The sequence below is a fragment of the Erwinia sp. B116 genome, from assembly GCF_002865965.1.
GTDB lineage: Bacteria > Pseudomonadota > Gammaproteobacteria > Enterobacterales > Enterobacteriaceae > Erwinia.
This window is the reverse complement of sequence record NZ_JRZZ01000022.1, coordinates 12,494-36,501: the sequence shown is the minus strand read 5'-3', so window position 1 is coordinate 36,501 and position 24,008 is coordinate 12,494. Positions and strand designations below refer to the sequence as shown.

Genomic DNA, 24,008 nt, shown 5'->3' with positions numbered 1-24,008 from the left:
GAAGTGGCGGAGGTGTTCAGCAGGGGGATAGTGATCACGGCGATGACCAGCTTTGCCCGCCGTGACCGGGACTTTGAAGTGCACTTCAGGGGTATCCCGGACAGCACGGATGTGGGTTTCCGCCCGGAGCCTGGCTCACGCCCGGTGATGGCGGGCACCTTACCGGCCCGCGTCACCAGCACCACCGAAAACGACCGCTACGGCCATATCGACCGGGACGGTCGCTACCGCGTCAACATGCTGTTTGACCGTGATAACTGGGAGACCGGATTCGAGAGCCTGTGGGTTCGCCAGTCACGCCCATATGCTGGGGACACTTACGGCCTGCACCTGCCGCTGCTGCCGGGCACCGAAGTGGCGATTGGTTTTGAGGACGGTAACCCGGACAGACCGTACATTTCCGGCGTGCTGCACGACTCGGCGCACGGTGACCATGTCACCATTCGCAACTACAAACGTAACGTCCTACGCACGCCGGCGAACAACAAAATCCGCCTCGATGACAGCCGTGACCAGGAGCATATCAAGGTCTCCACCGAGTACGGCGGCAAGAGTCAGCTGAATCTCGGCCACCTGGTGGACGCTGAAAAGCAGAAGCGCGGTGAGGGCTTTGAACTCAGAACCGACAGCCGGGGGGCAATACGGGCACAGAAAGGGCTGTTTATCAGCGCGGACGGGCAGGCGAAGGCGCAGGGGCAGGTGCTGGAGATGCAGCCAGCGGTCAGCCGTCTGAAAGCTGCCAGAGAAGAAATGCAGGCGATTTCCGGTGATGCGGAGGCTGCACAGGCGAGTGCGGCGGAGTTACAGGCACAAATAACGCTGATGGAGCAAAAATTGAATGAACTGAAGGCCTCTGTTTTGCACCTGACAGCGCCTGATGGCGTGGCGGTGACAAGCGGGGAGCACCTTCAACTGTCAGCCAGTCAGAACCTGATTGCCACGGCGGGTAAAAATGCTGACGTCAGCGTGGTGAAAAATCTGTTCATCGGGGTGGGTAATGCCCTGAGCGTATTTGTTCGTAAGCTGGGGATCAAGCTCATCGCGAATCAGGGGCCGGTGCAGGTACAGGCACAAAACGATCTGATGGAATTACTGGCCCGAAAGGGGATCAGCATTGTCAGCACAGAAGATGAGATCCGAATAACGGCAGCAAAGAGTATCACGTTAAATGCCGGAGGCAGTTATATCACATTAGACGGTGGCAGAATTGAGCTGGCGACGACCGGCGACCTTAACACCCGTGCGGGTCGTTATGGACGTAAGGAGGGTGCCAGTGATGTAAAAAACCTTGCCACGCCACCTGGCAAGGTGAGTGACTTGTTTAGTGAACAGTTCCGCATCACTGAGGCAGATAAGGTCACACCGCGTGCTGGCGTTCCCTATACCATCAGCAGTGTGTCCGGGCAGGTATGGGAGGGAATAACAGACAAAGACGGCATGACGGAGCGGGTAGTTACCCGTACAGCTGAAAAACTTTCACTGAAGTTTTAAGGAGCAAGGAGCCACACAATGGAGAACGCACAGAACGCAGGAACCACTAATAATACGCCGGACAGCCTTGTTCAGGTGGTTGCCACCGCGGAGAATACGACCTGGGTTACGCCGGCGGATAACGCGGAATTTAAGATTAATACAGATGCCTCGCTACCCGATATTTTTTTTGAGTTTGCTACTGAAGCTTCCGGGCCATATGAATGGTCGTGGTCAATCACCTGGGATGCTAAAGTTGGGGTTTACGAAAACCAGCGAAAAACCACAATAAAGCGAAACTTTACTGAGTCCGGCACTTTTTCCTCAGAAGATAAAACTTGGAAAGCCAATTTTGGGGAAGGCCGTATTCTGGGCGGCAATCTTTCAGTATCAGTTAAAATCGGAGAGTTGACGATAACCCGTAATATCAAAATCAGTGGTCAAAATCCCGCTGAATCAGATGTTGCTACTTATATAAGTACGCTGAAGGGGGCCGAAAATCTGCTCAAGCTGGCTAAGCACGAAACTCATGTTAAGCACTTTATCAACAGTGATGGGCAACCTATCTTATCATTTGATAATGGCTATGGCATGACACAGGTAACCAATCCACCTCCTGATTACAATACCGTCTGGAATTGGAAAGCCAATGTCGAGGCCGGGAGAGATCTTTTCCAGCAAAAGGTAGATGATGCCCGAAAGCATCTCAGTCAATACGGTAATTTCACAGAGGACATGGTTCAGCGCGAAGCCATTGCCTTATGGAATGGTGGATTTTATTATCGATGGGATACACAAGCAAATAGTTGGGTTCGGCAATATAACCACCTGTGTGATAGCACAACGGGTAATATTGGCTGGAACATGAACCGCACTCAAAATGCCGGCCAGACGGAGGAGCAGTTGCATATGCGTGATGCAGCGACTTACCGCACCGGCCGTGCGAACCAGGGCGAGCATGCCTGGACATATTCAGGCCTGTGCTATGCGGATACTGTCTATGAGCGGTATTAAAATGAAAGTTATCTGGTTATTGCTCCTTTCTTTGTCGTTTCCCCTTGCGGCATCACAGATCCAGGAGCTCAGTAACACAGGGAAACCTATTTCCATCGAGGGCGTAATGGTTACGCCCGAAAATGATCTGTGGTCTATCTACAGTGATAAAAAACTGCATACTGTTCAGAACAGGCAGTATTTTCTCTTGGTGAAGGGGTTCCCGTCTCGACCTAATCATCCCTCGGGACAGTGTGGAGCTGGTCAGGAAATGTATGCCGATATCTACCAGGTTGTTGATAAAAAATCTGTCAAAGTACAGCGCGTGATGGTCGTCAGCTGCTGGCGTTCTATAGAACAGTTCAGCCGGGGTGAAACGGGGGATTTTTCCTCTATAACCTGGAATGAAAAAGGAGTGGTCTTTGACTGGATAGTGCCGCCGAACTTTACACACCTGAAGGGACAGCTCAATCTTGATGCCGATGTCCCGGAACTGGTATTCACGGACTGATTATGCCGGTAAATCTTAAAATCATTCCCCCCGCAGCCTGGCGCCCGACTCCCATCCGTTTCGGCTGCTGGTTTTCAGCTCTGGGTGCGCTGGTTGTTGTGACTGCAATAGCGGGTCTGGCATTTGATCGGCAGGAAGAGAGTACAAAACTTTGGATACTCTTTCCTGTGGACATCATGCTGGTCTGGTTACTGGTGTTTGTTCTGAGAGTGCTGCTTTGGCTGTTTCAACACATTCTTGCTAATGGTTGGGACAGAAGGCGTGAAGAAACATTATTGTGGGAAACCAGACGAGGCCGCCGGGCGCTCCAGATCCTGCATATAAGCGTGGATATTCCGTTACCAGAGGAACCGGGACAAACTCCGGTGACATTGTTAATTGAAGGGCCCTCAATACTCAAAAGCCAGACCGGTCGCGGTCGGGAAAACTATTGTTTACATACATTTTTCCCACCCCCTCCGATGGGGCAAGAGAGTGATGATTCACTGGAGCCCGAACAACAGGATTTGATGGTGTTTCAGGCCCGGCTTCAGAAGCTGCTGGCTGATGTTGCAATCACACTTGCACCGTTTTCCCCTAAACAAACGCTTGCGGTGCTGTTTGAGGCTGACACCTCTATTTTGCCACGTCGTTTCATTCCGGTTTGGCACGACAGCCTGAAAGAGGCCAGCATTACACAACCGATTGAATATGTTGATGGTCACGGTGCGCAGTTTATTGATGAGTGGCTTGATAACCGCATTAACGACAAATCACTACTGCTCATCATTGCTGCTCAGGTCGCGCCTGAAATGCGTAAGGGAAGTGCGGAGGCAATGGTGGCGTTGCTGCTGGGCAATAGACTTACGCAGAACACGGTACCTCCGCTGGCGTGGTTACACCGCCCGGAACGGACCGATCCACAATTGCTTGACGAAGGCATAGCGCAAGCAGCTGACTGGGTACCCCTGGAGGAAGGCCAGGTTAAACACCTCTGGCTCAGTGGTCTGACGGTAGAAGAGGCTTCCACCGTTATCCCGGCGATGGCGCTACCACCTCTTTCCGGCGTACCCTCACCGGCAGGCCGTCATAACACCGACCTTATCATAGGACATGCCGGTTGTGTGTCCCCGTGGCTGGCCGCAGCCGTGGCGACACTTACTGCGCAGCAGACCGGCTCCGCACAACTGGCTATCAGCGCCGATCGTGACACCGGGGTACTCTGGATACAAGCCATTACCCCCGCGTGAGTCACCCTGGCACCGTAGCTGCGCGAGCACAACCAGGCTGAAGGCCACGGCTAAGTGCTCATTGCCGGGGGAGAACTTAAAACGGAGCCGGGCACGGGAAGAAATGGAGCTGCATGCACTGGCTGAATGGGGCAGCAGACAGCGGAAACAGCGTTATGCGCAGACAGAAGTGCAGAAACGCATGAAAGTAAAAAAAGTAGGGACAACGTGATGGCAGTTGGACATTTTTTGTTTCAGGACGATAAGACAAGCTGCGGTGGGGTGATCACAGAAGGAATGCCCGATCACATGCATTTCGGGAGACTGCAGGCCTGCGAGGAGCACAGCGTAACCTGTGGTAAGCATCCCGGTCTTTTTAAAATCATGGGGGGCTTACCTGACGATTTTATTCATGGCCGCCATATTGCCGGTACGCTGCACAGCAGAAGCACCTGCCCGTGCCGGGCTGAGTTTATTCCATCGATATACGCCGACACATATGAACTCACTCCCCAATAGAGCAAAGGCGGCTATAACTCATGGATAATCCTGTCAATGTCGGGCCATCGGTATTCGCAGCGAGGCCGTACTTCTGATCGTGCCGTGGCAATGCGTGCCAACCAATACCCCAGAGGGGAGGGGATAACAAGTGTGCGTCTGGCGCAAGACGTTCTCCCGCCTCTGGCCGTCCTTCACCGCCCTGAAACCGGTGAAGGTGAGATGGATGTACTGCACTATGCCATGCTCTACTGGGTTCCAGTTAATGCTGAAAAGCCAAATCACGCGATCCAGAGCCGGGCGCAGCGAAACCGATAAACGTGACTGCGGCCGGAACTGAACGCGTTACTTTCCGGCCTGGTTGCTCTCAATCCTGCTCGCGCTGCGGTGCGGATAGCACATCTCAGTGCGGCGAATCACACCGTCTGCGGCTCCGGTCGCTTCGACAGCGGCAGCCAGCAGAACAGGATCAGCAGCGCGGTGGCAAACATCAGCATCCCCAGGCTGAACTGGCCGGTCTGCGGCAGCAGCGCGGAGAGCCAGGCGGTCAGTCCCGATCCCAGATTCTGCAGGCCGCCGACCAGCGCCCCGGCGGTGCCCGCCATATAGGGCCACGGCTCCATCGCCCCGGAGGTGCCCAGCGGGAACAGCATGCCGGCGCCGAAGAAGAACAGCGACGCCGGGACGATCAGCGTCCACAGGTTCATCACTCCCAGCCAGCCGGGGATCCACATCAGCGCTCCGGCCAGCAGGCAGCTGTTGACCGCGTACCACATCACCGTGTTAAACGACTTACGGGTGCGCCCGGCAAACCACGCCCCGAAGAACGCGCCCGGCAGCGGCAGAATAAACAGCAGGCTGACCGCCAGGCTGCTCATCCCCAGCACCCCGCCCATCAGCACGCCGCTGCTGGCCTCATAGACGGTGATGCCGGCGGTGGCACCGATCAGGATCAGCAGATAACGCACAAAGTTGCCGTCCGCCAGCAGCGGCCGGTAGCGGGAGAGCAGCGGCAGCGACGCCTGGCCCGCCGGCCGGGTTTCCGGCAGAAAACGGGCCATCGCCGCGGTCACCGCCAGGCACAGCAGCAGCAGGAAGGCGAAGCAGGCCTGCCAGCCGAACAGATGGGTCAGCCCGGCACCAATCGTCGGCGCAATCAACGGGCTGAACAGGATGCCCATATTCAACAGGCTGTTGGCGTGGCGCAGCGCGCTGCCGGAGTAGAGATCGCGCGGCATGGTGCGCGCCATCACCCCGGCCACCCCGGTTCCCAGCCCCTGAATCGCCGCGCCCAGCACCAGGCCATCCAGGCCGCTGGCGAACAGCGCGATCAGCGATCCCGCAATAAAAATGCCCATACCGAACAGGATCACCGGCCGGCGGCCGATGCTGTCCGACAATGGCCCGTACAGCAGCTGCGAGGCACCGTAGGTAATCAGGTAAGCGGCCATCACCCGCTGCACCGCGCCGTCAGCGACGTGGAACGCCTGCGCAATCACCGGCATCGCCGGCACATAGATGGTTTGCGCCATCTGACCAACGGCCAGCAGCGCGATCAGCATCACCAGCAGATGCCCGTTCTCAATCTTTTTCATGGTTTCACATCAGTATAATAAGTGGCAAAAAATCCCCTGAGCAGAGGATGTGCCGGAAGCCTGCGGCCAGTTGGCGGAGAAAATATCAGGACTGGGTGACAAAGCGAGGGGGCAGCTCAAAACAGGTGATACCGCACTGTCACTAATTTAGCGCAGGGCTGTAAAACATTTTTTACGTCTGGTGAAATTCGTGCGCATACTTTGTTCATAAGAGCTTTACGCCCCACCCGCGGTGGAAAAAACGTTTACCGCTGGTGAAGATAGCCGGAAAGGCTAAATGCCCTAACCACGCTAAGGAGTTTTTTTATGGCCGTTTGGCTCAATGCTCAGGTACAACAGGTAACCAACTGGACGGACAGCCTGTTCAGCCTGACCGTTACCGCACCGATTGACCCCTTCACCGCCGGCCAGTACGCCAAGCTGGCGCTGATGATCGACGGTGAACGGGTGGTACGTGCCTACTCCTATGTTAACGCGCCGCACAACCCGAACCTGGAGTTCTACCTGGTGACCGTGCCGGAAGGCAAGCTCAGCCCGCGGCTGCACGCCCTGCAACCGGGCGACGAAGTGTTGATCACCAGCGATGCCCAGGGCTTTTTTGTGATTGATGAAGTGCCCGAATGCGACACACTGTGGATGCTGGCCACCGGTACGGCGCTCGGCCCCTATCTCTCCATTCTTGAGGAGGGTAAAGGGCTGGAGCGCTTTAAAAACATCGTGCTGGTGCACGCGGCCCGCCACGCGCAGGATTTAAGCTACCTGCCGCAGATGCAACAGCTGCAGCAGCGGTTTAACGGCCAGCTGCAGATCCAGACCATCGTCAGCCGCGAAGAGAGCAGCGGTTCACTGACCGGCCGCATCCCGGCGCTGATCGCCGACGGCCAGCTGGAGGCGGCGGTCGGGCTGACCATTGATGCCGAACACAGCCACGTAATGCTGTGTGGTAACCCGCAGATGGTGCGCGACACCCAGCAGGTGCTGAAAGAGACCCGCGAGATGCGCAAACACCTGAAACGTAAACCCGGGCACATCACCAGCGAGCATTACTGGTAATCAGGCCGCACGGCGGGGCAGGAACACCACGTACTGCGCCGTTTTACCAAAGCGGTTATCCCCCGCCGTGCCGCTAAAACCACCGAGTTCGACCAGCATACTGACCATAATCAAGGCCGGGATAAAATGGCCAACCACCCACTGCGCCTCGCCCGGCAGCATCGCCCAGTTCCCCGCCATCAGCATCCACGCCAGGATCAGCAGCAGCGCCCACTGGCCGCCCTTATTGCGATCGTGCAGACGTTTCACCAGCACCGCGCTGGTGGGCCACAGCAGTGCCACCACGCAGAAGGCCGCGGTCTGGTTGTCCAGCCAGCCATTGGAGGCAAGGGTAAACAGCAGGGTCAGCAGCAGCAGCCAGACGGTTTGCCAGATCCAGAAATCGCGCCGCCGCAGTCGGCCACGAAAAGAGAAACACCAGTGCTGTAAGGTCATTATTTTTTATTCCACACTCCGGGAGCCCTTTGACTTTTCAGGTCGATGTCCGTTTTAATCTTGAGCTGAGTTTACTGGTTAGGGCCGATAACATGAACAACGCGAGACGGGCAGGGATTGCCCTGCTGACCGCACTGACCTTTGCGACAGCGTATGCCGACACCGTTCCGCAGGATCGGGCAGCCCCTCTGCCGTCGGCACCCTATCTGCAGGCCGGCGCGCCGGTCTTTGATATGACTATCGGCCAGTTCCGCGAAAAGTATAATGCTGCCAACGTAACGTTACCGTTAGGTGAATATCGCGCCATTGACACGAATGATGATAAGAGCAATCTGACCCGCGCGGCCAGCAAGATTAATGAAAATCTTTATGCCTCCACCGCGCTGGAGCACGGCACCGGTAAAATCAAAACGTTGCAGATTACCTGGCTGCCGATCCCGGGGCCGGACCAGAAGGCAGCATATGATAAAGCGCTGGCCTATATGGCGGCGTTTGTGCGTTTCTTTGAACCGATGCTCAGCGCCGAACAGAGCCAGAAACGGGTAAGCACGCTGCTGAGCAAAGGAAAAGGCGTTCGCTACTACCAGCAGAGTGAAGGAGCGCTGCGCTACATTGTCGCCGATAACGGCGAAAAAGGGCTGACCTTCGCCGTCGAGCCGCTGAAACTGGCGCTGGCAACCCCTTGAATCGTTTCAGTCAAAGCATGACGAAAAGCAAAGCCTTTCGACTGTTTGATCTCTATACTGTCGGCAGACAACGCTGCCAGCCGGCAGCTTTCATACTCTCTAAGCGTGGAGGATACAATGCGACATCCATTAGTGATGGGTAACTGGAAATTAAACGGCAATAAAAACCTGGTCAACGAGCTGATCGCCGGCCTGCGTACCGAGCTGAGCGGCGTTGACGGTTGTGGCGTGGCGATTGCCCCGCCGACGATCTATCTGGATCAGGCGAAACATGCCATCTCCGGTAGCCATATCGCACTGGGCGCGCAGAACGTTGATGTGAACCTGTCAGGTGCCTTCACCGGTGAAGTCTCCGCTGACATGCTGAAAGACGTTGGCGCACAGTACATCATCATCGGCCACTCTGAGCGCCGCACCTACCACGCTGAGAGCGACGAGTTTATCGCGAAGAAATTCGCCGTGCTGAAAGCGGCGGGTCTGATCCCGGTGCTGTGCATCGGTGAAACCGAAGCGGAAAACGAAGCGGGTAAAACCGAAGAAGTCTGCGCACGTCAGATCGACGCGGTGCTGACCACCCAGGGTGCAGACGCCTTCAACGGCGTGGTGATCGCCTACGAACCTGTCTGGGCGATCGGTACCGGCAAGTCAGCAACCCCGGCCCAGGCCCAGGCGGTGCACAAGTTTATCCGTGACCACATCGCTAAGCAGGATGCAGCCGTGGCCGCTCAGGTGATCATTCAGTACGGCGGTTCTGTTAACGACAAGAACGCCGCCGAGCTGTTTGCTCAGCCGGATATCGACGGCGCGCTGGTTGGCGGCGCCTCGCTGAAGGCCGACGCCTTTGCCGCGATCGTCAAAGCAGCCGCCGCAGCGAAAAACGCCTAAGACTGCTCAGCCCTGCCCCTCCCGGGGCGGGGTGATTTAACCAAACCGCTCCACCAGCTGCTTCAGCCGCAGCGCACTCTCTGCATAGCCCACACGTGGCAGCGTCGTCACGCTGAGCACCAGCCCACTGCGCGGTGCCGGATTTTCCTGATACCACATCGACAGCGGCGACGGTGCCATGCCACAGCTCAGCGCTTCACGGGCAATCAGCGTATCACGGGTGCCCACTGGCAGATCGACCACCACGCTCAGCGCGGCCTGTGACAGCTGTGAAAAATGCGGTGCCAGCGCCTCCAGCATCAGCGCCAGCCGTTCGGCATACAGCCGTTTCATCCGCCGCAGGTGGCGCATAAAATGCCCCTCATGCAGAAATTCCGCCACGGCGCGATGCAGCACCGCTGACGACGCCGGCATCAACAGCGCGGCCACCTCGCCAAAGGTCGCCGCCAGCGCTTCCGGCACCACCAGATAACCCAGCCGCAGCGTCGGGCTGAGGTTCTTGCTGAAGGTGCCGACGTGCAGCACCCGTTCACTATCCAGCGCCGCCAGCGCGGGGGCGGCACGCCCCTGCAGCTGCAGTTCGCCCAGATAATCGTCCTCGATAATCCAGCCCTGCTGCCGGTGCGCCCAGTCCAGCAGCGCGCGGCGGCGGGAGGATGACAGCGTCATGCCCAGCGGCGCGTGCTGGCCTGGCGTCACCAGCGCCACACGAGCCTCGGGTGCCAGCCGCTCCCCTTCCCCGACGCAAATCCCCTGCTCATCGACCGGTACGGGCACCCCCTGCACGCCAGCCAGCGCCAGCGCCCGCCGTGCCAGCAGATAACCCGGATTCTCCAGCCACACCTGCTGCCCGGCCAGCCGCAGCCCCAGCACGATCAGCCCCAGCGCGCCGGCGTAGCCGTTGGTGATAACGATCTGCGCGGGCTGGCAGTGCATGCCGCGGGCGATCGCCAGATAGCTCGCCAGCTGCTGGCGCAGCGCCGGGCTGCCGCGCGGATCGGCGTAGCCCATCGGCTGGCTGGCCATCTGGCGGGCATGGCGGCTGATGATGCGTGACCAGACTTTGGCCGGAAAGGCGTCGCTGGCGGGTGCCCCCATCTGGAAGGTCAGCGGCGGTACGTCGAAGGCATGGACCATCTCCGCCAGCGGGGCGATCGCCTCGGCTGCCGGGGCCACCCGCGCAGGCAGCGACGGCACGCCGCTAACCCAGGTGCCAGCGGCCCCTCTGCTTACCAGCAGCTGGCCGTCCACCAGCCGGTCGTAGGCGGCACGCACCGTGCCACGCGCCACGCCGAGCTGCACCGCCAGGTCGCGGCAGGAGGGCAGCCGTGCGCCAGCCGCCAGTCGGCCGTCGGCAATCGCCTGCTGCATTTCGTTATGGATCTGTTCGGCCAGCGTCAGCCTGCCGCCACGCCGCAGCGTAATCCCCAGCGGCACGGCGTTCGATGGACCACTGTGGTTGTTATTTCCTGGCACTGTTATGGCTCCCCGTACCCGGTGAAAATAGCGCCCATGTCGGAAACGCTTTCCGACAGCCATCCCCTTTTACCGGAGCGAATTATGAGTGAACGCATTGATTTTTATACCTCGTCACCTGCAGGGATGAAAGCGCTGACCGGCGTACACGACTACGTCAGCAGATGCGACCTGGATCCGAGCCTGGTGGAACTGGTTTATCTGCGCGTGTCTCAGATCAACGGCTGCGCGTACTGTATTGATATGCATACCAAAGCGTTACACAAAGGCGGCATGCCGTGGGACAAAATTGTGCTGACCCAGGTGTGGGCCGAAGCGGGCAACTGGTTCTCCACCGCCGAGCGGGCCGCGCTGGCCTGGGCGGAGTCGCTGACGCTGATTGCACAAACCAACGCGCCGGACGTCATCTTTACGCAAATGCAGGCCGAATTCAGTAACAAAGCGATCACAGACCTGACCGTCGCGATTGGTTTGATGAATGCCTATAACCGCCTGGCGATCAGCCACCGCAAGCTGCCGGACAGTGCGCCGCGCGATTAAATTTCGACCACTCAACGACTTACCCATTTTTTACTGTGCCTTTGCCCTAACCCCTGCGGGTCATAACTGTGACCCGTATCAATGTTACTAATTTTCACCCCGCCATCATTCTCATTTTTCATCCTTAAACACTTTTTTAAATACCCTATAACAATGGTATATTTCTAACACCTTTGAACATTGATTAAACAAACAGCACAGCTGTGCGTAGATCTGTGAGCAACCCTGAAAGAACGAAGCAGTGCAACTGGTTCCCCAGAAACCGGATCTGTTTCAACCGCTTAATATGTTGAATTTATTCAGCATTTGGAGATGTCGATTCATGCGCAAGAAGGAAGTACTGGGGGCCGAACGTCAGAACGGTCCTGGCTTTTCCAAAAAAGCCTCAGCGGTCGATGAGAAAAGCGTCGACGTGTTACTGATCGGCGGTGGCGCGATGAGCGCGACCCTCGGAGCCTACCTGCAGGAGCTGGAGCCCAACTGGCGCATCAGCATGGTAGAGCGCCTGGATCGGGTGGCTGAAGAGAGTTCGAACGGCTGGAACAACGCCGGCACCGGGCACTCTGCGCTGATGGAACTGAACTACACGCCGGAGAAGACCGACGGCGCAATCGACATCACCAAAGCGGTAGAAATCAACGAAGCGTTCCAGATTTCACGTCAGTTCTGGGCGCACCAGGTGCAGCGCGGCGTGCTGCGTAATCCGCGCAGCTTTATCACCAGCGTGCCGCACGTCAGCTTTGTCTGGGGTGAGGAGAACGTGGCGTTTCTGAAAAAACGCTACGCCGCCCTGCAAAACAACAGCCTGTTCCGTGGGATGGACTACTCGGAAGATGCCGCAGAGATCCGCGAATGGATCCCGGTGGTGATGGAAGGCCGCGACCAGGGTCAGCGCGTTGCCGCCACCCGCATTCCGATCGGTACCGACGTTAACTTCGGTGAAATCACCCGCCAGCTGATCGCCTCGCTGCAGAAGAGCCCGAACTTTGAGCTGCAGAGCCGCCACGAAGTGCGGGCGATTAAACGCAACGCCGACGGCAGCTGGAACGTCACGCTGGCCGACCTGAACAACGGCAACCGTGAGTCGGTGACCCGCGCGAACAAGGTGTTTATCGGTGCGGGCGGCGCGGCGCTGACCCTGCTACAGCACTCCGGCATTCCGGAAGCGAAAAAATTTGCCGGTTTCCCGGTGGGCGGCGAGTTCCTCGTCACCGACAACCCGGAGGTGGTGAAGCGCCACCAGGCCAAGGTGTACGGTAAAGCCTCGGTTGGCGCGCCGCCGATGTCGGTGCCGCACCTCGACACCCGCACGCTGGACGGCAAACAGGTGCTGCTGTTCGGGCCGTTCGCCACCTTCTCTACCAAGTTCCTGAAGCAGGGGTCGCTGTGGGACATGTTTGGCTCGGTAACCCCGTCTAACGTGCTGCCAATGATACGCGTGGGGCTGGACAACTTTGACCTGGTGAAATACCTGGTCGGCCAGGTAATGCTCAGCGAAGACGACCGCCACAAGGCGCTATGCGAATACTTCCCGGAAGCGAAGAAAGAGGACTGGCGCCTGGTAAAAGCCGGGCAGCGCGTGCAGATCATTCAGCAGGACCCGCACAAGGGCGGCGTGCTGAAGCTGGGCACCGAAGTGGTGACCTCAGAAGACGGCAGCATGTCAGCCCTGCTGGGTGCGTCACCAGGGGCCTCCACCGCAGCACCGATTATGCTGGAGCTGATGGGTCGGGTATTTAAAGAAGAGATGGCCAGCCCGGCCTGGCAGAGCGCGCTGAAAACCATTATCCCGTCCTGGGGCCAGAAGCTGAACGGCAACGTGGCGGCAACGGAGAAAGTGCTGGCCGATACCAGCCAGATCCTGCAGCTGGACTACGCGCCGCTGAGCGCGGCGAACGACGAGAACTCAGCAGCGGCGGCGGTTGTAGGTAAATAATCTCCGGGCGCAGCGCAAAGACACAAAATGCGTCGTCTGTTGTAACACTGTGCTCGGCTCAGGGAGCCTGTACACTCCGCAAAGACGCAAAAAGCGTCATCCCTGACAGCTCAGCGCGGGCCATCCGTGGCCCGCGATGCTTTGCTCCGTGTACAGGCTCCCATCGCTTCATATTGCTGAGTTGCCTGAAGGAAGAGCAGCCTGTCCGCGTTCCGGATATACCCGATACGCCGGGCACGCGAACCGGCAGCGACCCGCACGTAAAGCGATTACAGCCGTCAGGCCAGCCTTAGCGCATCCACCAGCATCCACAGAGTGGTCGCCAGCAGCGAGAACGCCATCAGGCCGTTAAACAGCTGCAGCTTCCACGCCACCTGCAGGTGCCTGCCCAGCCGATCGCCCAGCGCGGCCCAGATCAGAATGCAGGGCAGGTTGAGCAGCATAAAGCTGAGCATCACCGTCAGAATGGTGCTGTTGACGGTGTACATCAGCGCGACGTTGGTCGCCATCAGCCACGCCTTAGGATTCACCGCCTGAAACAGCGCCCCGCCGATCGCCGTCATCGGCCGCGCCTTCTCGCGCAGTTCCGGCGCGCCGGAGCGGAAGATTTTCCACGTCAGCCACAGCAGATAGCCGCAGCCCAGCAGGGTCAGCGGCAGGCGAATCGCCCCCATCCAGCTCAGCAGCACTTCTAACAGCAGGCCGGCAAATACCGTCTGCAGCGCGCAGCCGATCAGAATACCACTGACCATCGGCAGCGTGCGCTTCAGCCCGAAATTCACCCCGGAGGTGGCGAGCAGCAAATTGTTGGGGCCTGGCGTGATCGACATCACGGTGACATAGCTGAAAAAAGAGGGGTCAAGCATGGGTGCGCTCCTGCGGTCTGAGAATGGACTTAGTGTAATCAGCGCCGACAGATGGTAACAGATGCAGAAAATGAGTATTGTTATGGGTACAAACAGGCCTGTCAGAACATTGTACCCATCATTCGTGGAGAGCACTGTGTCCATCAACGATCCCCAGACCACCCGCTACCACCAGCTGGCAGAAACGCTGGCCGCCGCGATTCACCAGGGCACCTTTACGCCCGGCAGCCGCCTGCCCGCCATTCGTCGCTGCGCCGCCAGCCATCAGGTCAGCGTCAACACCGTGCTGACCGCCTACGGCATGCTGGAAGATCGCGGGCTGATCGAAGCCCGCCCGCAGTCCGGCTACTACGTGCGCGACGCGCTGCCCTCGCTGACCCGCCAGGCGCAGCCGCGCAGCCACGTGCGCTCGCCGAGCAGTGAAAAGCTGGATCTGATCGACACGGTGTTTGCCGCGCAAAACCATGCGGAGTTCACCAATATCTCGCTGGCCTGTCCGCAGAACAGTGACTTCTTCCCGACGGCAAAGCTCAGCGGCATCATGCGCACCCTGCTGAAGCATGAGCCGGACCTGATCGCCCGCTACGCCCTGCCCCCCGGCAGCCTGCGGCTGCGGCGGGAGATCGCCCGCCGCTCGCTGGACCTCGGCATCCACGTCAGCAGCGAGGAGGTCACCCTGACCCATGGCTGCATGGAGGCGCTGCAGCTGGCGCTGCGGGCGGTCACCCGCCCCGGCGACTGCGTCGGGGTCGAGACGCCGACCTATTTCTATCTGTTCCCGCTGCTGGCCAGCCTTGGCCTGAAGGTGCTGGAGATCCCGACCGACCCGCAGTACGGGCTGTCGCTGGACGCGCTGGAGCTGGTCCTGCAGGAGCAGCGCATTCAGGCGCTGATTGCCATGCCCAACGTGCAGAACCCGCTGGGCAGCAGCATGACGCTGGAAGCGAAGAAACGGCTGGCGCGACTGGTCAATCACTATCAGGTGCCGCTGCTGGAAGATGGCCTGTACGCCGAGCTGCAGTTCTGCTGGCCGCTGTCGCCGGCGGTAAAGGCGTTTGACGAGCATGGCTGGGTGCTGTACTGCGCCAGCTTTACCAAAACCGTGGCGCCGGATTATCGCGTCGGCTGGATCGCCGCCGGCCGCTTCAGCGACGCGCTGGCGCGGCTGAAGGCGGTGTCGTCGATGTCGGAATCGCGGCTGCTGTCAGAAACCCTCGGCCACTTCCTGGAGTCCGGCGGCTATGACCACCACCTGCGCTCGCTGCGCCGCCGCTACGCCGCGCAGCTGGAGGAGGCACGCGGCATTATCGCCCGCCACTTCCCGCAGGGCACCCGCGCTACCCGGCCGAGCGGCGGCTTCGTGTTCTGGGTGGAGCTGCCCGGCGGGGTGGACTGCGTGGCGCTGTTCCACCGCCTGCTGCAGGAAAAAATTTGCCTGACCCCTGGTGCGCTGTATACCCTCGGTGAGCGCTGCAATAACGCGCTGCGGCTCTCCTGCTGCTACCCGTTTGACCAGCGTTACACCTGGGCGCTGCAGCGCACCGGTGCGCTGGCGTGCGAAATGAGCGGCATCGCCGCCGGCGTAGGCTGACGCCTTTCTCTGAGATCAAGGAGCTGTACCGATGAATTCTGCCTGGCTGCGCGCCACCCCCACCCACGGTGACAACGCCATTCCACTGTTCTGCATTCCCCACGCCGGCGGTAACGCCTCGCTCTATCATCCGTGGCGGGCGCTGCTGCCCGCCGGCATTCGCCTGGTGCAGGTCTGCCTGCCCGGCAGGCTGGAGCGCTTTCGCCACCCGATGCCGGACAGCTTCGACGCGCTGACGCAGCAGCTGGCCGACGCCATGCTGCCGGCGATCGGCGCGCGCTGGGCGATTTTTGGCCACAGCATGGGGGCTACGCTGGCGCATGAGGTGGTACTGGAGCTGTGCCGGCGCGGTGCCAGCGAACCGCAGCTGCTGGCCGTTTCCGGCCGCGGAGCAGCGCAGTTTCACCGGCCGGGGCAGGTGCATCTGCAGGACGATGACGCGCTGTGCGCCGAGCTGATCAGGCTGGACAGCAATAACGCCCAGGTGCTGGCGCAGGCCGGGCTGCGCGAGGTGATCCTGCCCGCCATCCGCGCCGACTACCGGCTGATCGAAACCTACCCGGCACGGCCACAGGGCGTGCTGCACTGCCCGCTGGCCACCTTCAACGGCGACAGCGACCCGGAAGTGGACGACGCGTCGATCGCCGGCTGGCGGCAGTGGAGCCACGGCCCGTTCCACCGCTACGCCTGGCCGGGCGGGCACTTCTATCTGCATCAGCAGCGGGCGGCGATCGTTGAGGCGATCGGTAGCCTGCTACTGCACGATTAAGGCGTGCCGTTGCGGCCCCACAGCGGGCACTTCTGCCAGCATCAGCACCGCGCGGCGATCGCAGAGCCCCCTGGCAGCCCGCGACTCATCGCCTGACGGAACCGGCTCTAAGGTGTGCCGTTGCGGCCCCACAGGGTGTAACCGGGGCGAGCCGTCAGCCGCTCATAATAGGCGCGCACCGCCGGTAGCTCCGCGTGCTCCATCGGCGTTTCGTACCAGCGGTTTACCGACAGGCCGATCGGGATATCGGCCAGTGAGAAGGCGTCGCCGGCGACAAACGCGTTGGTTTTCTCCAGCTGCTGGTTAAGGATACCCATGGTCCAGGTCCAGCCCTTACAGGCGGCCGCCAGCAGCTGCGCATCCTGATGCGCGGGAGAGTTGCGCACCAGCGACATAAAGGCGTAGCGCCAGGCGGTGTTCAGCTCGGTGGCCTGCCAGTCGATCCACTGGTCAACGCGCGCCCGCGCCTGCGGGCTGGCCGGGTAGAGCCATTCGCCGCCGCAGGCATTGGCCAGATAACGGATAATGGTGTTCGACTCCCACAGGGTGAAATCGCCGTCCTGCACCACCGGGATCTGCGCGTTCGGGTTCAGCGCCAGGAATGCGGGCTCCTTCGGCGAGCGGAAGCCATCGCCCCACTCTTCCCGTTCAAAACCGATCTGCAGCTCTTCACACAGCCACAGCACTTTTCGTACATTGATCGATGACGCTCTTCCCAGTATTTTCAGCATTAAATCATCACCTTTCATCAGATATGCATTATTAATAGTCATTATCTCCGGCACTGACAACCGTTGTTTACTTCGCCTGTACAGTCGGGCGTGGCACACTGAAGCAAACTCCTCACTCACAGGACCCGTTATGACGCAGTTACGCCCTTTTAAACAGGTTGACGTCTTTACCTCCACCCCCTGCAATGGCAATCCGCTGGCGGTGGTTATTGATGCCGTCGGCCTGAGCGATGCGCAAATGCAGGCGTTCGCCCGCTGGACTAACCTGTCGGAAACCACCTTTGTGCTGCCCGCCAGCGATGCGGCCGCCGACTACCGGGTGCGCATTTTTACTCCGGATATGGAGCTGCCGTTTGCCGGACACCCGACGCTGGGAACCGCCCACGCCCTGCTGGAGAACGGCGTTACGCCGCATACCCCCGGCCAGATCGTGCAGCAGTGTGAGATTGGCCTGGTGACGGTAAAAATTGCCGACGACGGTGCGCTGGCCTTTGCCGCCCCGGACGCGATTCTGACGCCGTTCAGCGACGCACCGATCGGCAGCGCGCTGAACAGCGACGCGCTGGAAGAGCAGCTGCCGGTAATGGTGGCGGATATGGGCATCCGCTGGCTGCTGGTGCCGATGGCGTCCAGTGATGCGGTGCTGTCGATTAAACCGGATGCGGTGGAGTTTGCCCGGCTGGTGAAAAAAGCGCGGGTGAATGGCGTGATGCCCTTTGCACCGCTGAAAGGCGAGAGCAACTGCTGGGAGGTGCGGGCGCTGCTGATTGAGCAGGGCTCGCTGACGGAAGACCCGGTCACCGGCAGCGCCAACGCCTGCCTGGCGCGCTACTTCCAGGCACGCGGCGTGGAGCTGGATTACCAGGTCCATCAGGGAACGGCGATGCAGCGAGCCGGGCGTCTGAACGTCAGCTACCGCGCTGATGGCATCTGGATCGGCGGCCAGACGGTCACGCTGATCGACGGCAGCGCGCGCCTCTGACACCGCTGCCCGGCGTTTTTGCCCGTCCCCGGATGGGCAGTATTCTGCTGTGCCCCGCTGCCCGGCGGCACTTACAGGAACATGCCGCCGGAAGCCTCGATGCGCTGACCGTTGACCCAGCGGCACTGCTCGCTGAACAGCGCGACCACCGCATGGCCGATATCATCCGGCTGCCCGGCCCGCCCCAGCGCGGTCTGGGCGGCGACAAAGGCGTTCAGCGCCGCATCATCACGCACCCGGCCCCCGCCGAAATCGGTCTCGATCGCCCCCGGTGCCAGCACGTTAACGGTAATGCCGCGCGCGCCCAGCTCCTTCGCCTGATAGCGGGTCAGCACCTCAATCGCCCCTTTTACCGCCGCATAGGCCCCCGCTCCCGGCAGGGTAAAACGCGCCAGCCCGCTGGAAACGTTAACGATGCGTCCGCCGTCCGCCAGCAGCGGCAGCAGCTTCTGGGTCAGGAAGAACGGCCCCTTAAAATGCACCGCCACCAGCTGGTCAAACTGCGCTTCACTGGTTTCCATAAACGGCTGATGCAGGCCGGTGCCGGCGTTGTTTAATAAATAGTCGAAACTGTCGCGTTGCCAAATCAGCGCCAGCTGTTCTTTCACCGCCGCCGCAAAATCATCAAAGCGGCTGCTGTCGGCAACATCCAGCTGCAGCGCCAGCCCGCGCGCTCCCAGCGCCTCAATCTGCCGTACCGCCGCCTGCGCCTGCTGCTGCTGGCTGTGATAGGTCAGGATGACGTCGATGCCTTTTTCAGCCAGTTTTAACGCTGCATTCAGGCCTAAACCGCGGCTGCCGCCGGTAATCAGGGCAATTTTTTCAGACATTTTCTCTCTCCGGGCGTGGGTTGTGGACAAAAAGAAGGTTATTACGCGTCAGACGATCTATAAATAAGGGTAAATACGATTCACTGTTTCATTTGCAACAACAAAAGGCGCAGGCGATGGATAAAATTCAGGCCATGCGGCTGTTCGTGCGGGTGGCTGAAATGCAGAGTTTCACCCGCGCCGCCGAGAGCTGCGGCCTGCCGAAAGGCAGCCTCTCGCGGCAGATCCAGGCGCTGGAGAACCATCTCGGCTCGCGCCTGCTGCACCGCACCACCCGCCGCGTGCAGCTGACCCAGGATGGCATGGTTTACTTTGAGCGCTGCCGCGACGTGCTGGCCACGCTGGAGGAGATGGACTCGCTGTTTCAGCACGACCCGGCCACGCTCAGCGGCCGGATTCGGGTAGATATGCCGGTCAGCCTCGCCAGCCAGTACCTGATGCCGCTGCTGCCGGACTTTATGCGCAACTATCCCGGCATTGAACTGGATCTGAGCAGCAGCGACCGGCGGGTGGACGTGGTGCGCGAAGGGTTTGACTGCGTGGTGCGTGTCGGCATGCTGGAGGACTCCGGGCTGATCGCCCGCCCGCTGGGTACGCTGACCCAGATTAACTGCGCCAGCCCGGACTATCTGGCGCGTTTTGGCACGCCGACCACGCTGGAGTCGCTGTCGCTGCACGCGATGGTGCACTACAGCCAGCAGCCCGGCCTGCAGCCGGAAGGTTTTGAGTACTACGACGGCAAGTTTACCCAGCTGATTAAAACCGGCGGGGTGATCACCGTGAACAGCACCGAAACCTATCGCGCCGCCTGCATCGCCGGGCTGGGGATTATTCAGGTGCCGAAGGTCGGGGTACAGAGCGCGCTGCAGGAGAAGAAGCTGGTGGAGGTACTGCCGCTGTTCCGGGCGCGGCCGATGCCGGTTTCCCTGCTCTGGCCGCACCGCCGCAATCTGGCGAAACGTGTCCACGTGTTTATCGAGTGGTTAAGCCTCGCTCTGAAACGTTACGTCACCTGACCGACAGACTATAATTTCATGTTATCGGTAAATTTCAAGGATATGACCCATGACGGACAGTCAACAACGCGCGCCTCAGCGTCCGGCCAAAGCGGAAAAACCGCTGATCAACATCAAAACCGGCAATCGCACGGTGGATAAGTCCATCACCCGGGTTTCCCGGCTGGTCAGCTGGTTTCAGGCTATTCCGGCGGTGGCCCACTTTCTCCGCGCCGGCGAGCGCTTTAATGACCGCCTCGGCAGCCAGTTTGGTGCTGCCATCACCTACTTTTCGTTCCTGTCGCTGATTCCGATCCTGATGGTGTCTTTTGCCGCCGTCGGCTTTGTGCTGGCCTCCAACCCCGATCTGCTGACCGGGCTGATCGCGAAGATGGTCGGCAGCATCAGCGACCCGGCGCTGGCCGCCACCCTGAAAAGTACGGTGAATACCGCGGTGCAGCAGCGCACCACGGTCGGCCTGACCGGGCTGCTGGTGGCGCTCTACTCGGGGATCAGCTGGATGGGCAACCTGCGTGAAGCCATTCGCGCACAGTCGCGCGACGTCTGGGAGCGCACGCCACAGGATCAGGAGAAAATCTGGTTTAAATACAGCCGCGATTTTATCTCGCTGACCGGGCTGGTGCTGGCGCTGATTATCACCCTGTCGCTGACCTCGGTCGCCGGCGCGGCGCAGGCGGCGATTGTGCGGGCGCTCGGGCTGGAGGGAATTGAATGGCTGCGCCCGGCGATGACCGTTATCGCGCTGTCGATCTCGATCTTCGCCAACTACCTGCTGTTCCTGTGGATCTTCTGGATCCTGCCCCGTCACAAGCCGCGCAAAAAAGCGCTGCTGCGCGGCACCCTGCTGGCGGCGATCGGCTTCGAGGTGATTAAGTTTATTATGACCCTGACGCTGCCCAAGCTGGCCTCGTCGCCTTCCGGTGCCGCCTTCGGCTCGGTGCTCGGTCTGATGGCGTTTTTCTACTTCTTTGCGCGCCTGACCCTGTTCTGCGCCGCCTGGATCGCCACCGCGCGCTACAAAGACGACCCGTTACCGGAAGAAAAAGCGTCGCGTTAAGCGCAGGGCAGCGCGATCGTTCAACGCGCTGCCTGCGGTTCAGATACCAGAGGTTCAGATGTCAGGGGTTCAGGTGCCAGGGCTTCAGGTGCCAGAGGTTCAGGTGCCAGGGCTTCAGGTGCCAGGGCTTCAGATGCCAGAGGTTCAGATGCCAGGGCTTCAGACGCCTGATGTTCAGCAGCAGGAAGGATCGATGCCTGAGGCTCGGACGTCCGGGGGTTGGGCAGCGGAACGTTCGATGTATGAGGGTTAACCCGGCTCAACAGCGCACAGCTGTGATCCTGCAGCTCCTCGGCATGGCCGCGGTTGAGCAGCAGCCAGTTGCGTTTCAGCACCATCAGCACGCGTTTGCCGCCGCCCAGCGAAGCGACGGTAATACCGTAGCTGCCCATCTCTTCGCGGGCACCGGGCAGCTCGCGGGCAATCAGGATAAACGGGCTGGTACGCTTAAACTCATCGCGGCTGATGACCCGCAGCTGGTAGTCATGATTGGCCAGCTGGTGGGTCTGCCACTGATTGCTGAGCTGGCCACTCAGGCTGTCGAGCCGCTGGCGGACGTCCGCCCGCAGGCAGGAGATATGAATATGCAGCTGATTCTGGCTGCGTCCCCAGCGCGAGTTGATCGCGAGCGCATAGACGCTCTCGTCAATCGGCGCGCCGCGGCGCTCCTCCATAAAATGCCGCGCGCGCCAGGCTTCGGCAAAGTAGTTGGCGGTGGCAGGATTGAGCAGTTTCTGGCTCTCAATGCCGCTGACTTTTGCCACCGGCAGCAGCAGGAACTGCAGCGGGCCGTTGCGGTCCTTCAGCACCACGTAGTCATCCGGCAAATTAACCAGCCGACAGGGCGCGGGCTGGTTGTTCAGCCGCTGGCCGGGCACGCACTGCTGGCTGACAATCTGCCACAGCGCATCCGCATTGCGTTGAAAATTAAACGCAACAATGCCGCTCGCGGCGGCGATCGCCACCACCACAGCCGCCACGCCCGCCGCCACCCACTTCGTTCCCTGCATCAGCCTCTGCCCCAGTCCGCACGATGCCTGTAATGTAGTTCAGGCCTGCCCGAAGATCATGCGAAATCATCACGCAGGTGAACATTTTTCGGCACTTTTCGTCACCTGCAATGACTTAACGCAAATTAACCGGTGGCGGCATAAAAAAAGGCTGACGGGGTCACCGTCAGCCTTTTTTATCGCCTGCGCAAACTTAGCGCTTCATCACCTGATCGTAGGTGCCGCCTTCGGCGAAGTGGGTTTTCTGTGCGGCGGTCCAGCCGCCAAATTTGCCGTCGATGGTGAACAGGTTCACCGGCGCGAAGGTGCTGGCGAACTGCTTCGCTACCGCCGGATCGCGAGGACGATAGAAGTTCTTCGCCGCGATCTCCTGGCCTTCCGGCGAGTAGAGATACTTCAGGTAGGCATCGGCCACCTGACGGGTATCGCGCTCGTCCACCACTTTATCCACCACCGAGACGGTCGGTTCAGCCAGGATCGACTCGCTCGGCGTGACGATTTCAAACTTATCGGCACCCAGCTTGTTTACCGCCAGGTAGGCTTCGTTTTCCCACGCCAGCAGCACGTCACCAATGCCGCGCTCAACGAAGGTATTAGTCGCGCCGCGCGCGCCGGAGTCCTGTACTTCGACGTTCTTAAACAGCGCCTTCACGTACTCCTGCGCCTTCGCCTGGTCGCCTTTGTTCTGCTCCAGCGCCCAGCCCCAGGCCGCCAGATAGTTCCAGCGCGCGCCGCCGGAGGTTTTCGGGTTTGGCGTAATCACCGACACGCCCGGCTTGATCAGATCCGGCCAGTCGTGGATCTGTTTCGGGTTGCCTTTGCGTACCAGGAACACGATGGTCGAGGTATAAGGCGCGGAGTTATCCGGCAGGCGTTTAATCCAGTTTTTATCAATGCGGCCGCGCTCGGCAATCGCGTCCACGTCAGAGGCCAGCGCCAGGGTTACCACATCGGCCTTAATGCCGTTGATCACCGAGGTGGCCTGTTTGCCGGATCCGCCGTGTGACTGGCGAATCACCACGTTATCGCCGGTTTCCTGTTTGTAGTGTGCGCTGAACGCTTTGTTATACTGCTCATACAGCTCACGCGTCGGATCGTAAGAGACGTTCAGCAGCTGAACATCCTTCGCCAGCACGCTGGTTGAGGCCAGTAACAGGGTAAATCCCACACTCCACTTATTCATCGCACACACTCCCCAAGGTTTTGTTGAGTGAAGCGTGACATAAAGTAACCAACGATTTAAAGAATTAAAAAACAGCTTTAATAACCATATGGAATATAGCTTTGCATAAAAAAGGCGCTGACCCGCAGCGCCTTGATTTTGCTTAGTAAAGACGTTTCGCCGTTTCCAGCCAGTCGCCCTTAAATGGACGCTTCATATTTTCAATCGCGTCAATGATGTCGTGATGCACCATTTTTTCATTCTGGATACCGACGCAGCGGCCGCCGTAGCCCTGCAGCAGCAGTTCGATCGAGTAGGCACCCATGCGTGAAGCCAGGATACGGTCGTAAGCCACCGGCGCACCGCCGCGCTGAATATGGCCCAGCACCGTGGCGCGCGTTTCACGTTTGGTTTCAGATTCGATATATTTCGCCAGCTCGTCGACGTCGCAGATGTGCTCGGTAATCGCCACAATCGCGTGCTTTTTGCCTTTGGCGATGCCGGCTTTGATCTCATCCACCAGCTCTTCACGGGTGTAAGGCGCTTCCGGCAGGACGATAAACTCGCAGCCGCCGGCGATCGCCGCCGCCAGCGTCAGGTCGCCGCAGTAACGCCCCATCACTTCGACAATCGAAATACGCTGATGTGAAGAGGAGGTGTCGCGCAGGCGGTCAATGGCTTCCACCACCGTTTCCAGTGCGGTGAAAT

Annotated in this window: 22 protein-coding genes and 2 pseudogenes; 15 read left to right on the top strand and 9 right to left on the bottom strand. The window is 59.8% G+C overall.

Annotated features, from left to right (window positions below; translation table 11 throughout):
- The 5 genes and pseudogenes from NV64_RS24110 to NV64_RS15110 form a co-directional block, all read left to right on the top strand.
- Positions 1 to 1,491, top strand: a 1,491-nt coding sequence (locus NV64_RS24110; RefSeq protein ID WP_233208994.1) for a type VI secretion system Vgr family protein, incomplete at its 5' end; no start/stop codon positions are given.
- 18 nt (positions 1,492 to 1,509) lie between these two features.
- Entirely contained in the window at positions 1,510 to 2,484 is a 975-nt protein-coding gene (locus NV64_RS15125) for a hypothetical protein (protein WP_101506235.1), read from the top strand.
- Positions 2,471 to 2,974, top strand: coding sequence for a hypothetical protein (locus NV64_RS15120; RefSeq protein WP_101506234.1), 504 nt, complete (start codon positions 2,471 to 2,473; stop codon positions 2,972 to 2,974). Before NV64_RS15125 ends, NV64_RS15120 begins: the two co-directional genes overlap by 14 nt.
- A gap of 2 nt (positions 2,975 to 2,976) precedes the next feature.
- Positions 2,977 to 4,203 (top strand): hypothetical protein, encoded by a 1,227-nt coding sequence (locus NV64_RS15115; protein ID WP_101506233.1) that lies wholly within the window; start codon positions 2,977 to 2,979, stop codon positions 4,201 to 4,203.
- Positions 4,204 to 4,413: 210 nt separating this feature from the next.
- Positions 4,414 to 4,689, top strand: a pseudogene (locus NV64_RS15110) (PAAR domain-containing protein); the annotation flags it as partial.
- 407 nt (positions 4,690 to 5,096) lie between these two features.
- Here the strand turns inward: NV64_RS15110 and emrD are convergent.
- Positions 5,097 to 6,275 carry a multidrug efflux MFS transporter EmrD gene (emrD, locus tag NV64_RS15105; protein WP_101506232.1) on the bottom strand — a complete coding sequence of 393 codons (1,179 nt, stop codon included), beginning with the start codon at positions 6,273 to 6,275 and terminating at the stop codon, positions 5,097 to 5,099.
- 306 nt (positions 6,276 to 6,581) lie between these two features.
- Between emrD and fpr the strand changes: the two genes are divergently transcribed.
- Entirely contained in the window at positions 6,582 to 7,328 is a 747-nt protein-coding gene (gene fpr / locus NV64_RS15100; RefSeq protein WP_056233675.1) for a ferredoxin--NADP(+) reductase, read from the top strand.
- Here fpr and NV64_RS15095 read toward each other — a convergent pair whose 3' ends face one another.
- Positions 7,329 to 7,763, bottom strand: a complete 435-nt coding sequence (locus tag NV64_RS15095; protein ID WP_101506231.1) for a DUF805 domain-containing protein — start codon at positions 7,761 to 7,763, stop codon at positions 7,329 to 7,331.
- 92 nt (positions 7,764 to 7,855) lie between these two features.
- On the opposite strand from NV64_RS15095, the gene NV64_RS15090 reads away from it, so the two are divergent.
- Both NV64_RS15090 and tpiA read left to right on the top strand, forming a co-directional pair.
- Complete coding sequence (locus NV64_RS15090; RefSeq protein WP_056233672.1) at positions 7,856 to 8,449, top strand: DUF1454 family protein; 594 nt, start codon at positions 7,856 to 7,858, stop codon at positions 8,447 to 8,449.
- 117 nt (positions 8,450 to 8,566) lie between these two features.
- Positions 8,567 to 9,334, top strand: coding sequence for a triose-phosphate isomerase (gene tpiA, locus NV64_RS15085; protein WP_056233670.1), 768 nt, complete (start codon positions 8,567 to 8,569; stop codon positions 9,332 to 9,334).
- A gap of 36 nt (positions 9,335 to 9,370) precedes the next feature.
- On the opposite strand, the gene NV64_RS15080 is transcribed toward tpiA, so the two are convergent.
- A complete protein-coding gene (locus tag NV64_RS15080; RefSeq protein WP_101506230.1) occupies positions 9,371 to 10,810 on the bottom strand; it encodes a PLP-dependent aminotransferase family protein in 1,440 nt (479 codons plus the stop codon).
- A gap of 84 nt (positions 10,811 to 10,894) precedes the next feature.
- Here NV64_RS15080 and NV64_RS15075 point away from each other — a divergent pair, with 84 nt between their 5' ends.
- Positions 10,895 to 11,350, top strand: coding sequence for a carboxymuconolactone decarboxylase family protein (locus tag NV64_RS15075; protein ID WP_101506229.1), 456 nt, complete (start codon positions 10,895 to 10,897; stop codon positions 11,348 to 11,350).
- 322 nt (positions 11,351 to 11,672) lie between these two features.
- The gene (gene mqo, locus NV64_RS15070; RefSeq protein WP_056233662.1) at positions 11,673 to 13,286 is read left to right on the top strand and encodes a malate dehydrogenase (quinone); all 1,614 of its coding nucleotides are present in this window, start codon (positions 11,673 to 11,675) and stop codon (positions 13,284 to 13,286) included.
- Positions 13,287 to 13,564: 278 nt separating this feature from the next.
- Here the strand turns inward: mqo and NV64_RS15065 are convergent, their stop codons facing one another.
- Positions 13,565 to 14,152: a LysE family translocator gene (locus tag NV64_RS15065; RefSeq protein ID WP_056233660.1), complete on the bottom strand. Its 588-nt coding sequence runs from the start codon at positions 14,150 to 14,152 to the stop codon at positions 13,565 to 13,567.
- 136 nt (positions 14,153 to 14,288) lie between these two features.
- Between NV64_RS15065 and NV64_RS15060 the strand changes: the two genes are divergently transcribed.
- Together NV64_RS15060 and NV64_RS15055 are read left to right on the top strand one after the other, a co-directional pair.
- A complete protein-coding gene (locus NV64_RS15060) occupies positions 14,289 to 15,743 on the top strand; it encodes a PLP-dependent aminotransferase family protein (RefSeq protein ID WP_056233657.1) in 1,455 nt (484 codons plus the stop codon).
- A gap of 31 nt (positions 15,744 to 15,774) precedes the next feature.
- Positions 15,775 to 16,512 (top strand): thioesterase II family protein, encoded by a 738-nt coding sequence (locus tag NV64_RS15055; RefSeq protein WP_101506227.1) that lies wholly within the window; start codon positions 15,775 to 15,777, stop codon positions 16,510 to 16,512.
- A gap of 107 nt (positions 16,513 to 16,619) precedes the next feature.
- Here the strand turns inward: NV64_RS15055 and NV64_RS15050 are convergent, their stop codons facing one another.
- Positions 16,620 to 17,243, bottom strand: coding sequence for a glutathione S-transferase family protein (locus NV64_RS15050; protein WP_056233749.1), 624 nt, complete (start codon positions 17,241 to 17,243; stop codon positions 16,620 to 16,622).
- Between the two features lie 130 nt (positions 17,244 to 17,373).
- Between NV64_RS15050 and NV64_RS15045 the strand changes: the two genes are divergently transcribed.
- The gene (locus tag NV64_RS15045) at positions 17,374 to 18,225 is read left to right on the top strand and encodes a PhzF family phenazine biosynthesis protein (RefSeq protein ID WP_056233652.1); all 852 of its coding nucleotides are present in this window, start codon (positions 17,374 to 17,376) and stop codon (positions 18,223 to 18,225) included.
- A gap of 71 nt (positions 18,226 to 18,296) precedes the next feature.
- Here the strand turns inward: NV64_RS15045 and NV64_RS15040 are convergent, their stop codons facing one another.
- Complete coding sequence (locus NV64_RS15040; RefSeq protein ID WP_056233649.1) at positions 18,297 to 19,055, bottom strand: SDR family NAD(P)-dependent oxidoreductase; 759 nt, start codon at positions 19,053 to 19,055, stop codon at positions 18,297 to 18,299.
- 116 nt (positions 19,056 to 19,171) lie between these two features.
- Here NV64_RS15040 and NV64_RS15035 point away from each other — a divergent pair, with 116 nt between their 5' ends.
- Positions 19,172 to 20,071 carry a LysR family transcriptional regulator gene (locus tag NV64_RS15035; protein ID WP_056233648.1) on the top strand — a complete coding sequence of 300 codons (900 nt, stop codon included), beginning with the start codon at positions 19,172 to 19,174 and terminating at the stop codon, positions 20,069 to 20,071.
- Between the two features lie 49 nt (positions 20,072 to 20,120).
- Positions 20,121 to 21,128 (top strand): inner membrane protein YhjD, encoded by a 1,008-nt coding sequence (gene yhjD, locus NV64_RS15030; RefSeq protein ID WP_101506226.1) that lies wholly within the window; start codon positions 20,121 to 20,123, stop codon positions 21,126 to 21,128.
- A gap of 257 nt (positions 21,129 to 21,385) precedes the next feature.
- Here yhjD and NV64_RS15025 read toward each other — a convergent pair.
- The 3 genes and pseudogenes from NV64_RS15025 to NV64_RS24105 form a co-directional block, all read right to left on the bottom strand.
- Positions 21,386 to 22,138 (bottom strand): annotated as a pseudogene (locus NV64_RS15025) (CDP-diacylglycerol diphosphatase); the annotation flags it as partial.
- A 193-nt stretch (positions 22,139 to 22,331) separates the two neighbouring features.
- Positions 22,332 to 23,321 (bottom strand): sulfate ABC transporter substrate-binding protein, encoded by a 990-nt coding sequence (locus NV64_RS15020; protein ID WP_101506225.1) that lies wholly within the window; start codon positions 23,319 to 23,321, stop codon positions 22,332 to 22,334.
- A 142-nt stretch (positions 23,322 to 23,463) separates the two neighbouring features.
- Positions 23,464 to 24,008: 6-phosphofructokinase (locus tag NV64_RS24105; protein ID WP_233208993.1), on the bottom strand; the 545-nt coding region annotated here is incomplete at its 5' end.